Below are 13,920 nucleotides of genomic sequence, written 5' to 3' on the forward strand. Positions count from 1 at the left end.
TCGGGGCGCGGATTTTGAGAATGCGCCCGGCGGTGGCATCCTGTGAAGATCCGGAACGGCGACAAGGGAGGAGACGATGGACTATCTCTTCGTGGCCCGCACCAAGAAGGGCGATTCATTCGGCGACGAACCGGCAGCGAGCCACTTCGTGGCGGTTCCCGAGACCTCCGGCGACATCCTCTGGTCCCACAGAATCGCCAAGACCGCGTGGCGCCGCGCGGTGATGGAGGCGGCCAGGGGCGGAACGCCGAGCGGCCTGACCAAGGGCGACATCGTGTTCTACGTCCACGGCTTCAACAATTCCCAGGCGCTGGTTCTCGAACGCCATCGCAAGATCCGCGCGGCGCTGGCGGCGCAGGGGTTCGCGGGCATCGTGGTCAGCTTCGACTGGCCGAGCGCGGATTCCGCGCTGAACTACCTCGAGGACCGCGACGACGCGAAGAGCGCGGCGCACCAGCTGGTGACCGAGGGCATCGCTCCTTTCGCCAGGCTGCAGGAACCCGACTGCCGCATCGACATGCATGTACTCGCACATTCGACGGGGGCCTACGTCGTGCGAGAGGCCTTCGACGATGCCGACGACCGGATGGCGGTCGCAGCGCACAACTGGTCGGTCAGCCAGGTCCTGCTCTTCGCTGCCGACGTCTCGGTCCAGTCGCTGGACGATGGCAATCCGAAGTCCTCTTCGCTCTACCGCCACTGCGTGCGGCTTACGAACTACTACAATCCCCTCGACGAAGTGCTTTCGATCTCGGCGGTGAAGCGGATTGGCGTGGCGCGGCGGGCGGGGCGCGTGGGGTTGGACGAGCCGCCGGTCGCGAAGGCCGTGAACGTCTATTGCGGCGCGCATTTCCGGGCGAACCAGCACCTCTACGGCACCGGGATCACCGCCGGGCATACCTGGTATTTCGACGATGCGGTCTTCATGCAGGACGTCCACTTGGCAATTTCCGGCCAGCTCGACCGCCACGAGTTTCCGACCCGGGCGCCGACGACGCTCGGCAACCTCGCGCTGAAGGCGCCGTGACGGCCGCTCAGATCGGGCCGGCATCCTCGCCGGGCAACTGGCCACGATAGGATCCAAGGTCGCCCAGGCAGCGCGCGACCCAGTCCGGGTCGTAATAGGTGTCGAGATATCGTCGCCCGCTGTCGCACATCAGCGTGACGATGGAGCCCTTGCGCCCCGCTGCCATCATCTCGCGCGCGACCACGAGCGCCCCCCAGAGATTGGTGCCGGTGGAGGCCCCGGCCTTGCGGCCGATCCGCTCCTCGAGCCAGTGGATCGTCGCTACGCTCGCGGCGTCGGGCACCTGGATCATGCGGTCGATCACGTCATGCTGGAACGAGGGCTCGACCTTCGGACGGCCGATCCCCTCGATCCGGCTCGAACAGGCGCGCCTGAGCGTGCGGTCGCCGGTCATGTAGCTGTCGTAGAAGACCGAGTTCTCGGGATCGACGACGACCAGCTCGGTGTCGTAGCCGCGGTAGCGCACATAGCGCCCGAGCGTGGCCGAGGTGCCGCCGGTCCCGGCGCTCATCACGATGGCGGCGGGGACGGGATGCGGTTCGCGCGCCATCTGGGTGAAGATGCTCTCGGCGATGTTGTTGTTGCCGCGCCAGTCGGTGGCGCGTTCGGCATACATGAACTGGTCCATGAAATGGCCGCCGGTCTCGGCGGCCAGTGCCACGGCGGCGTCGTGCATCTCGGGCGCACTGTCGACGAAATGGCAGCGCCCGCCGTAGAACTCGATCAGCGCGATCTTGCTGCGCGCCGTGCTCTTCGGCATCACGGCGACGAACGGCAGGCCGAGCATCCTCGCAAAATAGGCCTCCGAGACCGCGGTCGAGCCCGAGGAGGCCTCGATCACCGGCCGGCCCTCGCGGAGCTTGCCGTTGCAGAGTGCGTAGAGGAAGAGCGACCGCGCAAGCCGATGCTTGAGGCTGCCGGTCGGATGTGTGCTCTCGTCCTTGAGATAGAGATCGACGCCCTCGATCCCCGGTAGGTCGAGCCGGAAGAGATGGGTGTCGGCCGAGCGCTGGAAATCCGCCTCGATCCGGTTGATCGCCTCATGCATCCACGACCGCATTGCTGTCCTCCCCGCGGGCGGTCACGCGACGCGGCGCCCGTCACTTTTTCTTGTCTGGTACCGGATCGTAGCCCGAACCGCCCCAGGGATGGCAACGGCCAATGCGCCGCGCGGCGAGCCATCCGCCCTTTAGCCCGCCATGTTTTTCGAGCGCCTCGAGCGCATAGGCCGAGCAGGTCGGCTGGTAGCGGCAGGAATGGCCGAGCCAGGGGCTGAGAAGGAGCCGGTAGGCGCGCACCGGCAGGGCGAGGAGATGGGCGAGCGGGGTCATTTTCCGGCCCCGTGGATCTGGCGGAGCGCGCGCTCAAGATCGGCGCGCATCAGCGCGAAATCGCGGGTCGCGGTAGCTTCAGGGCGGCCGACGAGCACATAGTCCCAGCCGGGCTGACCCTGCGCCGGAAGCACGGCGCGGGCGATTTCCCTGAGCCGCCGCTTGGCACGGTTGCGGGCCACGGCATTGCCGAGTTTCTTCGAGCAGGTGAAACCGACGCGGATCACCTGCGGATCGGCCTCCCCCTCGCGGCGCTGGCGGGCCTGGAGGAGGAAGGCCGGCGTGCCCTGGCGGCGGGCCTGCGCGGCGCGCAGGAAATCGGCGCGTTTGGACAATATCAGGCAAACGGAAACCGCCGGCGGCGTTTCCGTGCCCCGGCCGATTGGGCCTTGCACGGGTGCCTCCGGCGGTGTCATGCCGATTGCGGTCGGGCTGGCCTCAGGCCGACAGGACCTTGCGGCCCTTGGCGCGGCGGGCGTTCAGCACCTTGCGGCCACCCTTGGTCGCCATGCGCGCACGGAAACCGTGACGGCGGGCGCGAACGAGGTTCGACGGCTGGAACGTGCGCTTCATCGCTTCAACTCCGGTTGGGGGCGGCCCAAACCCTTCGGGATTCGAAGGCCGCTGTCATTCGAAGCCCGGCTATTAGACGGGCCCGCGCATCAAGTCAACTCGGGCGGCGGAGTTTTTTCCTCGTCGTGGGCCCCGAATCGTCAGGGCGGATTTCGCGTGTCGCCAGAACGACTTCGGCAATCGGAGGTTTAACACGCCGCAGCGAAGGGCTATCTTCGGATCGGACGAAGGATTGCACAATCGGAAATTGCACCCCGGGGCATGGATAGCGGACGTCGGAAACGGAATCGTTTGATGTTGTTCAACACACTGTCCGGCCGCTTCCTGCTCCTGACGATGCTCTTCGTCATGCTGGCCGAAGTGCTGATCTTCGTGCCGTCGGTGGCGCGGTTTCGCGAGGACTACATCCTGTCGCGTCTCGAACGCGCCCAGATTGCCTCGCTCGCGCTTCTGGCCACCGACGAGATGATCGACGCGAACCTCGAACGCGAGCTTCTCGACAATGCCGAGGTGTTCAACGTCGTCCTGCGCCGCGACGAGGTGCGCCAGCTCGTCCTCTCCTCGCCGATCCCCGCGCCGATCGAGGCGAGCTACGACCTGCGCGACGCCCCGGCCTGGGAGCTGATCCGCGATGCTTTGGTGACCCTCGTCGATCCCAGGAACCGAATCATCCGGGTGATCGGCGCGCCGGTGCGCCAAGCCGGCCTCCTGATCGAGGCGACGATGGAGACCGCGCCGCTGCGGACCGCGATGATCGAGTACGGGTTCCGGATCTTCCTGCTGTCGCTGGTGATCTCCGGCGTGACGGCCGTCCTTCTCTTCCTCGCTGTACGGCGGCTTCTGGTCGCGCCGATTCACCGGGTCGTCAGCCACATGAGCGTCTATGCCGAGGCCCCCGAGGATGCCCGCCGCTTCATCGAGCCGCAGGCGCGCGTGGTCGAACTGCGCGAGGCCGAGGAGGCGCTGCAGTCGATGCAGCGCCAGCTGACCGGCGCGCTCCGGCAGAAGGATCGGCTGGCCCAGCTGGGCGGCGCGGTGGCGAAGATCAGCCATGACCTGCGCAATATCCTCACCACCGCGCAGCTCTTCGCCGACCGGATGGAGTCGAGCGCCGACCCGATGGTCAAGCGCGCCGCGCCGAAGCTCGTGAATTCGATCAGCCGGGCCGTCGGCCTCTGCGAATCGACGCTCGTCTTTGGCAAAGCCGAGGAGCCGCCGCCGGTGCTGACCCGCTTCATGTTGTCGACGCTCGTCAAGGACGTGGTCGAAAGCGAGACGCTGGCGTCGGAAGCATCCGGCGCCGAGTTCGTGACCGACGTTCCCGCCAATCTCTCGATCCGCGCCGATCACGAGCAGTTGCACCGGGTTCTCACCAACCTCGTGCGCAACGCGCGGCAGGCGATCGAGGCGACCGGAACCGCCGGCACGATCGAGATCGCCGCCGGCGAGGACGACCAGGGCTGGTGGATCCGGGTCGGCGACACCGGTCCCGGCCTGCCCGAGCGCGCGCGTGAGCACCTGTTCCAGCCGTTCCAGGGCGGCACCCGCAAGGGCGGCAGCGGCCTCGGTCTCGCGATTTCGGCGGAACTCGTCCGCGGCCACGGCGGGCGGCTGGAGCTGGTGCGCTCCGATTCCGAGGGCTCCGAGTTCATGATCCACCTGCCGCGCGAGCTTGTCCCTTCGGCCGTGCACTGACCGCAGCGCGCTTTGAAAGCTCCTGCAATCTTCGTGTCGATTTCGCGAGGTTTGCCCTTGCATTGCCGCGAACGGGCAGCTAAATGCCACGCCACGCACCCGTAGCTCAGCTGGATAGAGCACCAGACTACGAATCTGGGGGTCAGGAGTTCGAATCTCTTCGGGTGCGCCATTTTTCCTGAATTACAATCGTTTGCAGGGACGATCCTCCCTTTGTGCGACAGCGCTATTGCGCCAGCATGGCGGCGTGCCCGTCGCCGTCGTATTGTAAGTGCGCCCTGTCTCAAGACAGCGGTGCGCCCCGAGGCGTTCTGGCAGATGTTGCGGCAAGTCGTGGCCTATCTTCCCGAGGCCGGCTGACCGCGCCGGCACCAACAATTGGTTACGGCTGCAGAGTGATCTCTGCAAGGAAACCTCTCGGATATCCGCAGTGAGTCGCCGGTCCAGGTTCGACGGACGCGACTAGAACGGTTGTGCGTTCCGCAGCGTCGACGCGGTCGCAACTGATTTCCGAGACTTCAAGATTTCCGGGTAGTTGGGCGGGAATCTCCAGACCACCTCACCTGGCGCGCGTACCAGACCGCGCTGGCCTGGATTTCGGTCTGTCAGCAGCGAAATGAACAGGTCGCTGCTGGCCCAGGGCGAGGACCGGAAGTACCAGTGGCCGTTGCCCGTATCTGCCGCCTCGGCGGCGGTTACATCGATGATGTGCAGGCCGTCGGTCTTCGCCAGGCCCTCCGCGATCGACCGAGCAACCGTACCTTTCGTTGCCGTCTGGCCGATCCGTTGGCGCCCGAAAACGAAGCGCGACATGGCGAGCGCCGAGTCGGTCTGCGACTGATAGAACGTCACGTCCTCGACTGCATCCATAAGACCGTCCTCGAGCGCCTGCAGCACGAAGGAGGCGTCGAGATCGCTCCCGATCAGGATCAGCCGTCCCAGCCGGGGTTTCGGTTCGGGCTGGAGCGCGATCTGATAGGCGGCTTCGAACGCGAGCCGTGTGCCGGCACTGTAGCCCACGAGGTGGATGCGGCGCGCACGGGTATTCGCCGACAGGTATTCAATCAGTGACCGCAGATTGCGGCGTGTCGAAAGAACAGATTCCTGGTCCCGGAAATAGGCGAACCGGCTTGGTGTCGCCGTCCAGTTGTAGCTGACGAAGGCGCCCTGATACCCCAGGAAGTGCTGCAACTCCTTGGAGACAAGGGTCGAGTAGTCGAAGTCCACGTTGTAGCCGTGGGTGTAGATGAAGATGTCCTTGTTTCGGGACCTCGCCAGTTGCGCGTCGATCTGGGCGGCGAACTCGCGACCGGCGGACTGCATCTCCTGTTGCGAGGGTGCATCCGCGAAGTAACGCGTGAGGCTAAAGGGAAAGACGCCGAACTCCTGCACCTCGGACAGCCGCAGCCTGTAGGTCGCGTCGCGGTCGCTCACCAGGGTCACCCGCCGGATATCAGCCCAGGTGTCGAGCGGCGGGTCGATCCTAACCCTGGCGACGCCGCCCCGCAGGACGTGTCCTCGCTCGTTCGAGTAATACGCTTGCGGATCATCCCGTCCCGAAGGTGCCCTGTCCGTCGCGTAGAAGAGCTTGGCGCGGTCGTACACGTTTCCGGCGTTGACGCCTTCGAAGGGGTCGGCATTGGCCTCTGCGTAGATCGTCGGCGACGGCATGAGCTCGACCACGTCGTAGATATTGGGGCCGCATGCCGCGAGGAGAAATGTGGAAACCACGAGCGCCACATGCGATATCGTCGCGACAATTTGTTCTGCTTTCACGGTCTTCCCCGTTTGTGGTCCGGACTGCGTGCGTTCTGTCGGGCCTGTTGAGGTTGGGCCGTAAAACTGACCGGCGTCAAGTTTCCGGGCACTGAGTACAGCCGGTTTTCGGCTTGACTGCGCGTCGGGAAAGGGAGCGCCGATGGCGGCGATCGGCCTTGTCGGAACGCGGAACTTGACGCCAAGCGCAATTGCGGCACAACCTGAACCTGCCCAGAAAGGTCGCAGCGATCCCGGACCCCAGACAGGGTGAGATTCCCTGCGGCGTAACAGACATGCAAGCAGCGGGGGACAAGCCTTGGGCCAGAAAGATCAAAGCCTTCTGACCGAAAAACTCCAGGCGGTTCGCGAGATCGGCGCCGAGCGGCTCGGCAAGGCGGAACGCGAGAGCTTCCTTAAGGCCCTGGATCAGCTTTATGCCAATGTCTCGCTCGACGAGGTGCTCGGCGCCGGGTCCGAGCAGCTCTACGCGGCATCTCTGGCGCTCTGGAAATTCTGCGCCGTCCGCAAACCCGGCGCACCGCATGTCCGGTTCTACAATCCGGGCATGACCGAACACGGCTGGGCTTCGCCGCATAGCGTGCTCGAGGTCGTGAATGACGACATGCCGTTCCTTGTCGACTCGCTGACGGCCTTCCTGACCGAGCGGAGCATCGGCATCCACGCGCTGCTGCACCCGGTTTTGACGGTTACCCGCGACGCCAAGGGCGCGCTGACCGGGCTGACCGGCCCGGACGCCAAGGGCGCGATGCGCGAGTCGGTGATCCAGGTGCAGGTCGATCAGATCGCGGATGACAAGATCCTGAAGACGCTGGAAGCGGAGTTGCTCCAGGTCCTGGCCGACGTGCGCGTCGCGGTCACCGACTGGAAGCCGATCCTGGGCAAACTGTCCGACGTGGTGGGCGCTCTGCGCAAGGATGCTCCGAAGGGCATCGCCAGCGTGACCGCCGAGGTGATCGAGTTCCTGGAATGGCTCGCTCAGGACCATTTCACCTTCCTTGGATACCGGGAATACAGGATAGGCGAGGGGCGCGAGCTCGGGTCCGATACAGTCGATGGCTCCGGCCTCGGGTTGATGCGCGATCCGGACTATTCGGTCCTGCGCGATGCCAGTGGCAATTACGCGCACTGGTCGCCCGACATGGACGCCTTCGTTACCGACGACTCGCCGCTTCTCATCCTGAAGGCGAATCGGCGCTCGACGGTGCATCGGACGGCGCATTTCGACCTGATCGGGGTCAAGCATTACGACGCCAAGGGGCGCGTGATCGGCGAGCATCTTTTCGTCGGCCATTTCACCTCGGCGGCCTACAACCGAAGCCCCCGCGCGATTCCCCTGCTGCGTCAGAAGGTGGAAAGGATCGTCGCCCGCGCCGGCTTTGCCCCGAACAGCCATGACGCGAAGGCGCTGACCAACGTGCTGGAAACCTATCCGCGCGACGAGTTGTTCCAGAGCGCCGATGACCAGAGGTTCCAGGACAACGTCGTCGGCGTGCTGCACCTGGCGACCCGGCCGCGGACCCGGCTGTTCGTGCGGCCCGACCGTTTCGGCCGGTTCGTGTCGTGCCTCGTCTATGTGCCGCGCGAACGCTACAACACCGAGCTCAGGATCAAGATCGGCGATATCCTGGCCGAGACGCTCAATGGCCGCGTGGCCACCTGGACGCCGTCTTTCAGCAACGAGGCCCTGGCGCGCGTGCATTTTGTCGTCGCGCTGAAGCCCGGCGGCGCGCCTGACTACGACATCGCGGCGATCGAACAACAGATCGTCGGCGCGGTGCGAAGCTGGGGCGATGTCCTGCGCGACGGCCTGATCGAGAAGCTGGGCGAGCATGAGGGCAACCGGCTCCATGCGCTCTACCACCAGGGCTTTGCCCACGGCTATCGCGATGCCAACAGCACCGTGACCGCGATCGCCGACATCGCGAAGATGGAAGAGCTGACCGGGGACAGGCCGCTGGCGCTGAAGTTCTACCGCCGCCTCGAGGACCCGGACACGTCGGTGCGGTTCAAGCTCTATCACCTCGGGCCGGCGGTGCCCCTTTCGGATTGCCTTCCCGTGCTTGAGAACATGGGGTTCCGGGTTCTCGAGGAGCACCCGTTCAAGGTCACCCGCGCCGAGCAGGATATCTGGGTGCACGATTTCTTCATGCAGTCGGCCGATGGCAGCACATTCGTCCTGTCCGAACTGCGCGATAAGCTGGAACGGACCTTCACGGCGGTGTGGTCGCGCGAGGCCGACGACGATCCCCTCAACCGGCTCGTGCTTCTGGCCGGGACAAGCGTTCGCGAAACGATGGCGCTGCGCGCCTACAGCCGCTTTCTGCGCCAGGCGCGCATTCCCTATTCCATCGACTACATGGAAGACGCACTTGCCGACAATCCGGCTATCGCGAGATCGCTGGTTGCCTTGTTCCATGCGATGTTCGACCCGGCCGAGGGCGGCGATCCCGCTTCGCGCGAGGCCAAGGCGGCCGGCATCGCGGACGAGATCGAGACGGCCCTCGAGGCCGTCGCGAGCCTCGACGTGGACAGCATCCTGCGCCGGTTCCGCAATGCCATCCAGGCGACGCTGCGCACAAACTACTACCAGCTTGGCGCGGACGGGCAGCCGAAGGGCTACGTTTCGTTCAAGTTCGACAGCGCGGCGCTGGACGAGCTTCCGCAGCCGCGTCCGTGGCGCGAGATCTTCGTCTATTCCACATGGATCGAAGGTGTGCATCTGCGCGGCGGCCCGGTGGCGCGCGGCGGGCTGCGCTGGTCGGACCGCAAGGAAGACTACCGCACCGAGGTGCTCGGTCTCGTGAAGGCGCAGCAGGTCAAGAACGCGGTCATCGTGCCCTTCGGCTCCAAGGGCGGCTTCCTGCCGAAGGCCCTGCCGGCGGGCGGCAGTCGCGACGAGGTGCTCGCCGAGGCGATCCGCAGCTACAAGACCTTCCTGTCGGGGCTTCTGGACATCACCGACAATCTCGACGGCCAGGATGTCGTGCCCCCGGAGGCGGTCGTGCGCCGGGACGGCGACGATCCCTATCTGGTGGTCGCGGCCGACAAGGGCACGGCGACGTTCTCGGACATCGCCAACGGGATGGCGGCGGAATACGGGTTCTGGCTGGGCGACGCCTTCGCCTCGGGCGGCTCGAACGGCTACGACCACAAGGGCATGGGCATCACCGCGAAGGGGGCTTGGGAAGCCGTGAAGCGCCATTTCCGCGAGCTCGGCCACGACGTCCAGAAGCAACCCTTCACCGTGATCGGCTGCGGCGACATGTCCGGTGACGTGTTCGGCAACGGCATGCTGCTCAGCGACCAGATCAAGCTGGTCGCGGCCTTCGACCACCGCGACATTTTCATCGACCCGAGCCCCGACCCGGCCAAGAGCTTTGCCGAACGGACCCGCATGTTCGCACTGCCGCGGTCAAGTTGGCAGGACTACGATGCCAAGCTGATCTCGAAGGGCGGCGGGGTCTTCTCGCGGTCTTCGAAGTCGATCACGCTCACGCCCGAGATCCGGGAGCTGACCGGCCTCAAGTCCGACCGCGTCACGCCTTTCCAATTGATCCATGCGCTTCTGAAGGCGCCGGCGGACCTCTTGTGGTTCGGCGGGATCGGCACCTACATCAAGGCGTCCGAGGAAACCCATTCCGATGCCGGCGACCGCGCGAACGATGCGACACGGGTCGACGCGGACGAAGTGCGTGCCCGCGTCGTCGGCGAGGGCGCCAATCTCGGTGTCACGCAGCGCGGCCGTATCGAGCTTTCGGGCCGTGGCGTCAAGATCAACACTGATGCCGTCGACAATTCCGCCGGCGTCGATTGTTCGGACCACGAGGTCAACATCAAGATCGCGCTGGGCGCGGTCGTCGGCGCCGGCGACATGACCGACAAGCAGCGCAACGCGCTCCTCGCCAAGATGACCGACGAGGTGGCCGAGCTGGTCCTGCAGACGAACTACAACCAGACGCTGGCAATCTCGCTCGTCGAGGCGCGGGCGCCGGCGCTTCTGGAAGATCACGCGCGGTTCATGCGGGCGCTGGAGGGGCGCGGCCTGCTCGACCGGGTGGTGGAGCTTCTGCCGACCGACGAGGAGCTTGCCGAACGCCGCAAGGACGGCCGGGGGCTGACACGCCCGGAAATCGCGGTTCTGGTCGCCTACGCCAAGATCAACGTCTTTTCGGAACTGCTCGGCTCGGATCTGCCGGACGATCCTTTCATGGAACGGCTGCTGACCAACTACATGCCGGGCCCGATCCGGGTCAAGTACAAGGCGGCGCTCGAAACCCACCGGCTCCGGCGCGAGATCATCGCGACGGTTGCCGCGAACGCCTTCGTCAATGAAGCGGGGCCGTCGCTCTTTCATCGTCTGAACGAGGAAACCGGGGCGTCGGTCGGGCAGATCGTGCGCGCCTTCATCATCGCGCGCGAGGTGTTCGGCCTTCCGGCCATCGCCGCCGAGGTCAATGCGCTGGACAACAAGGCGCCGGCTTTGACCCAGGTCCAGATGCATCTGGCGCTGTCGGATATGGTTGCCGCCCAGAGCCTGCGGTTGCTGCAAGGCGGCGACGGGCCGGTTCAGGACGCGATCAAGCTCTACGGCCCGGGCGTCGCCGAAGTCGCCGCGACGGCGCATGAGATGATCGCCGAGTTCTCCAAGACACGCCTTACGCAGCGCACCAAGGAGCTGACAAAGGCGGAGGCACCGAAGGCGCTGGCCGAAAAGATCGCGCGGCTGGAGCTTCTCGGCGGTGCCCTGGACATCGTCGAGGTGGCCGCGACGCTCGGACGCGACGTTGCGGACGTGGCCGCGAACTACTTTGCCGCCGGCGCGCGTTTCGGCCTCGACTGGCTGCGGTCCGTCTCGCGCCAGATCGAGCCCACCGACCATTGGGAGCGCATCGCGCTCGGCCGCCTGATGGCCGAACTGCGCACCCAGCAGTCGGCGATCGGCGCGGCCGCTCTGGCCGTCGAGGGGACGAAGCCCGGCGCGTCGAGCGTCACCAAATGGATCGAGGCAAACGCGGAGGCCGCCGCGCGCGCCGACCGGATGATGGCCGAACTGCGCGCGAGCGGTGCTCTCAGCGTCGCCAAGCTGGCGGCGGCATCGTCGCAGCTGAGGGCGGTCAGCAAGGGCTAGGCGCGCGGGACGCCCGCCTCGCGATCCTAACGCTTGCCCCGGTGGGGCGGCTTGTGGCCGCCGTCGCGGTTCGGTCCCTTCTTGCCCGGCTTTCGCGGGCCTGCCTTGGCATGCCGCACAGGCGCCGACCGTTCGGATGCGTCGCGTTCCGCCGGAGGCGTCTTGGCCGTTTTGCCCTTCGCCTTGCTGGCGGGCTTGGCCCAGTCCTTGCCCCCTTGCGTCTTGTACATCTTGCCCTTCGCCGGTGCGGCCTTGCCTTCCCGCACCGGCTTGCCGTCGCTTTCGTTGGGCTTGCGTACCGTCGTCGAGGCGTGCTCCCGCTCCGCGCCGCCGACGGCGGTCGGCTCCTCCCTGCGCGGCGCGACATTCTTGCCCGGCCAGGGTTTGCTCTCGCCGAACTTGGGTTTGCGCTCCTTGCGTTCCTCGCGGAACGGGGCGCGCTCCCTTTTCGGAGCATGGCCCGCCGGGGGCTGATCGGGCGCCTCATCGAACTGCCGGACGGTGATTCCCCGTTCCAGTACCCGATCCGGGCCGAGGGCCGCCAAGAACACACCGACGCTGCGCTCGGCAATCTCGACCAATGTCTCCGACGCCTGCACCCTGATGGCGCCGATGGCCGACCGGTCGAGGTTGCCCGCCCGGCACAGGAGCGGCAGGATCCAGCGCGCCTCCGCCTGGTCGTCCCGGCCGACCGAAAGCGCGAACCAGCGGCGCGGGCCGAAATCGGCGTGGTCTCGCGGCGCGGATTTCGTGTCGGGCGGCAGCAGTTCTTCCGGCGCCGACTGGCGGGAATGGTAAAGCCGCAGGTAGGCCGCGGCGATCGCCTCGGCGCTGTGACGCGCGAGAAGCCGCGCGGCGAAGGCGGCCTGGGCCTCGGTCGCGGGCTGGTCCCATGCGGGATCGGCCAGAAGCCGTTCCTCATCGCGGCGGAAGATGTCCTCGGCGGAGGGGGCGACGCACCACTCCGCCTTGATCTTGGCCCATTGCAGGAGGCGCTCGGTCTTCTTCGCCGCCTTGGGCGGCACGATGAGCGCCGAGATGCCCTTGCGCCCGGCGCGGCCGGTCCGGCCGGAGCGGTGCAGCAGGCTCTCGGTATTGGTCGGCAGGTCGGCATGGATCACGAGGTTGAGGTTGGGCAGGTCGATGCCGCGCGCCGCGACGTCGGTGGCGACGCAGATCCGCGCCCGGCCGTCGCGCATCGCCTGAAGCGCATGGGTGCGCTCGCTCTGGCTCAGCTCGCCCGAAAGGCTCACGACGGCGAAGCCGCGATTGGCGAGCCGCGCGGTGAGGTGGCTCACGGCGGCCCGCGTGTTGGCGAAGACGATGGCGCTTTCGTCGTCGCGGAACCTCAGCAGGTTGAAGATCGCGTGCTCGCTGTCCGAGGCGGCGACCCGCACCGCCTGGTAGGTGATGTCGGCGTGCTGCTCGGCGCTGCCGATGGTGCTGATCCGGCGCGCGTCGCGCTGGTACTGGCCGGCGAGCTTCGCGATCCCCGGTGAAACGGTGGCCGAGAACAGCAGCGTGCGCCGGTCCTCCGGTGCCTGGCCGAGCATGAATTCGAGATCCTCGCGGAAGCCGAGGTCGAGCATCTCGTCGGCCTCGTCGAGCACGACCGCGCGAAGCCCGCTCATGTCGAGAGAGCCGCGCTCGATGTGGTCGCGCAGCCGCCCCGGCGTGCCGACGACGATATGCGCCCCCCGGTCCAGCGCCCGCCGTTCCTCGCGCGCGTCCATCCCGCCGACGCAGGAGGTGACCCGCGCCCCGGTCTTCGCGTAGAGCCACCCGAGCTCGCGCATCACCTGGAAGGCAAGTTCGCGCGTCGGTGCGATGACAAGTGCCAGCGGAGCGGCCGCCGGGCCGAAATGCACGGCCTCGCCGAGGATCGTCGGGGCAATCGCAAGGCCGAAGCCCACGGTCTTGCCCGAACCCGTCTGCGCGGAGACCAGCAGATCCGATGTGGCAAGGTCGGGGTCGGCGACCGCCTGCTGCACCGGGGTGAGTGTGTCATAGCCTCGTTCGGCGAGCGCGTCGGAAAGGGGGGCAATCATGCAGGAAGGGTCCGTGGAGCTGTGGCGGATGCCGCCATTGGGCGCGGTCATGGCCGCGCGAGACCAGTCCCCCTAACAGCATTTGCGGCGGATGCCTATGGTTGTTGCGCCACGTCCCGCGATTTGACCGGCGATGGCGGTTAGGATCGCGGGTCGCCACGCCCGCGGGAATGGCCGGATCGGATCGGAGCGCGAATCGGTGAGCATTTGACTCACGAGCGCCTTTGGGACAGCCTACGTAATTGTCCGGTTAGTGATGTTCTGATGGCCCATTTATTAATTTGATTGCTGCATATGCGGGAGGGGGCGGGTTCTATTCGGAACGAACGTCGCTGGACG

General features: G+C 66.4%; 9 protein-coding genes and 1 tRNA gene. 4 read left to right on the forward strand and 6 right to left on the reverse strand.

Going from position 1 to position 13,920, the window contains the following annotated elements; translation table 11 throughout:
• Positions 1-76 precede the first annotated feature (76 nt).
• On the forward strand, positions 77-1,027 hold the full coding sequence (locus OM960_RS03385; RefSeq protein WP_264771067.1) for an alpha/beta hydrolase: 951 nt from the start codon (positions 77-79) through the stop codon (positions 1,025-1,027).
• Between the two features lie 7 nt (positions 1,028-1,034).
• Here OM960_RS03385 and OM960_RS03390 read toward each other — a convergent pair whose 3' ends face one another.
• Genes OM960_RS03390 through rpmH form a run of 4 tightly spaced genes read right to left on the reverse strand, consistent with a single transcriptional unit; the run spans position 1,035 to position 2,931 of the window.
• A complete protein-coding gene (locus OM960_RS03390; protein ID WP_263335632.1) occupies positions 1,035-2,087 on the reverse strand; it encodes a PLP-dependent cysteine synthase family protein in 1,053 nt (350 codons plus the stop codon).
• A 40-nt stretch (positions 2,088-2,127) separates the two neighbouring features.
• Positions 2,128-2,358, reverse strand: a complete 231-nt coding sequence (gene yidD / locus OM960_RS03395) for a membrane protein insertion efficiency factor YidD (RefSeq protein ID WP_263335630.1) — start codon at positions 2,356-2,358, stop codon at positions 2,128-2,130.
• Positions 2,355-2,774, reverse strand: coding sequence for a ribonuclease P protein component (rnpA, locus tag OM960_RS03400; protein ID WP_264771068.1), 420 nt, complete (start codon positions 2,772-2,774; stop codon positions 2,355-2,357). The genes yidD and rnpA overlap by 4 nt, the downstream gene beginning before the upstream one ends.
• A gap of 22 nt (positions 2,775-2,796) precedes the next feature.
• Positions 2,797-2,931 (reverse strand): 50S ribosomal protein L34, encoded by a 135-nt coding sequence (gene rpmH, locus OM960_RS03405; protein WP_128186791.1) that lies wholly within the window; start codon positions 2,929-2,931, stop codon positions 2,797-2,799.
• 294 nt (positions 2,932-3,225) lie between these two features.
• On the opposite strand from rpmH, the gene OM960_RS03410 reads away from it, so the two are divergent.
• A complete protein-coding gene (locus OM960_RS03410; RefSeq protein WP_263335623.1) occupies positions 3,226-4,626 on the forward strand; it encodes a sensor histidine kinase in 1,401 nt (466 codons plus the stop codon).
• Between the two features lie 95 nt (positions 4,627-4,721).
• Positions 4,722-4,798: transfer RNA gene (locus OM960_RS03415), tRNA-Arg, on the forward strand.
• 290 nt (positions 4,799-5,088) lie between these two features.
• Here the strand turns inward: OM960_RS03415 and OM960_RS03420 are convergent.
• Complete coding sequence (locus OM960_RS03420; protein ID WP_263335620.1) at positions 5,089-6,402, reverse strand: alpha/beta hydrolase; 1,314 nt, start codon at positions 6,400-6,402, stop codon at positions 5,089-5,091.
• 298 nt (positions 6,403-6,700) lie between these two features.
• Here OM960_RS03420 and OM960_RS03425 point away from each other — a divergent pair, with 298 nt between their 5' ends.
• Positions 6,701-11,533, forward strand: a complete 4,833-nt coding sequence (locus OM960_RS03425; protein ID WP_264771069.1) for an NAD-glutamate dehydrogenase — start codon at positions 6,701-6,703, stop codon at positions 11,531-11,533.
• Between the two features lie 26 nt (positions 11,534-11,559).
• Here the strand turns inward: OM960_RS03425 and OM960_RS03430 are convergent, their stop codons facing one another.
• Positions 11,560-13,581, reverse strand: coding sequence for a DEAD/DEAH box helicase (locus OM960_RS03430; RefSeq protein ID WP_264771070.1), 2,022 nt, complete (start codon positions 13,579-13,581; stop codon positions 11,560-11,562).
• Between the last annotated feature and the right edge of the window lie 339 nt (positions 13,582-13,920).

The sequence above is a fragment of the Defluviimonas salinarum genome, from assembly GCF_026013545.1.
Taxonomy (GTDB): domain Bacteria; phylum Pseudomonadota; class Alphaproteobacteria; order Rhodobacterales; family Rhodobacteraceae; genus Albidovulum; species Albidovulum salinarum.

Coding starts and splice junctions, on each gene's coding strand:
- OM960_RS03385 (WP_264771067.1), top strand. CDS start 77: ATGGACTATCTCTTCGTGGCCCGCACCAAGAAGGGCGATTCATTCGGC.
- OM960_RS03390 (WP_263335632.1), bottom strand. CDS start 2,087: ATGCGGTCGTGGATGCATGAGGCGATCAACCGGATCGAGGCGGATTTC.
- yidD (WP_263335630.1), bottom strand. CDS start 2,358: ATGACCCCGCTCGCCCATCTCCTCGCCCTGCCGGTGCGCGCCTACCGG.
- rnpA (WP_264771068.1), bottom strand. CDS start 2,774: ATGACACCGCCGGAGGCACCCGTGCAAGGCCCAATCGGCCGGGGCACG.
- rpmH (WP_128186791.1), bottom strand. CDS start 2,931: ATGAAGCGCACGTTCCAGCCGTCGAACCTCGTTCGCGCCCGCCGTCAC.
- OM960_RS03410 (WP_263335623.1), top strand. CDS start 3,226: ATGTTGTTCAACACACTGTCCGGCCGCTTCCTGCTCCTGACGATGCTC.
- OM960_RS03430 (WP_264771070.1), bottom strand. CDS start 13,581: ATGATTGCCCCCCTTTCCGACGCGCTCGCCGAACGAGGCTATGACACA.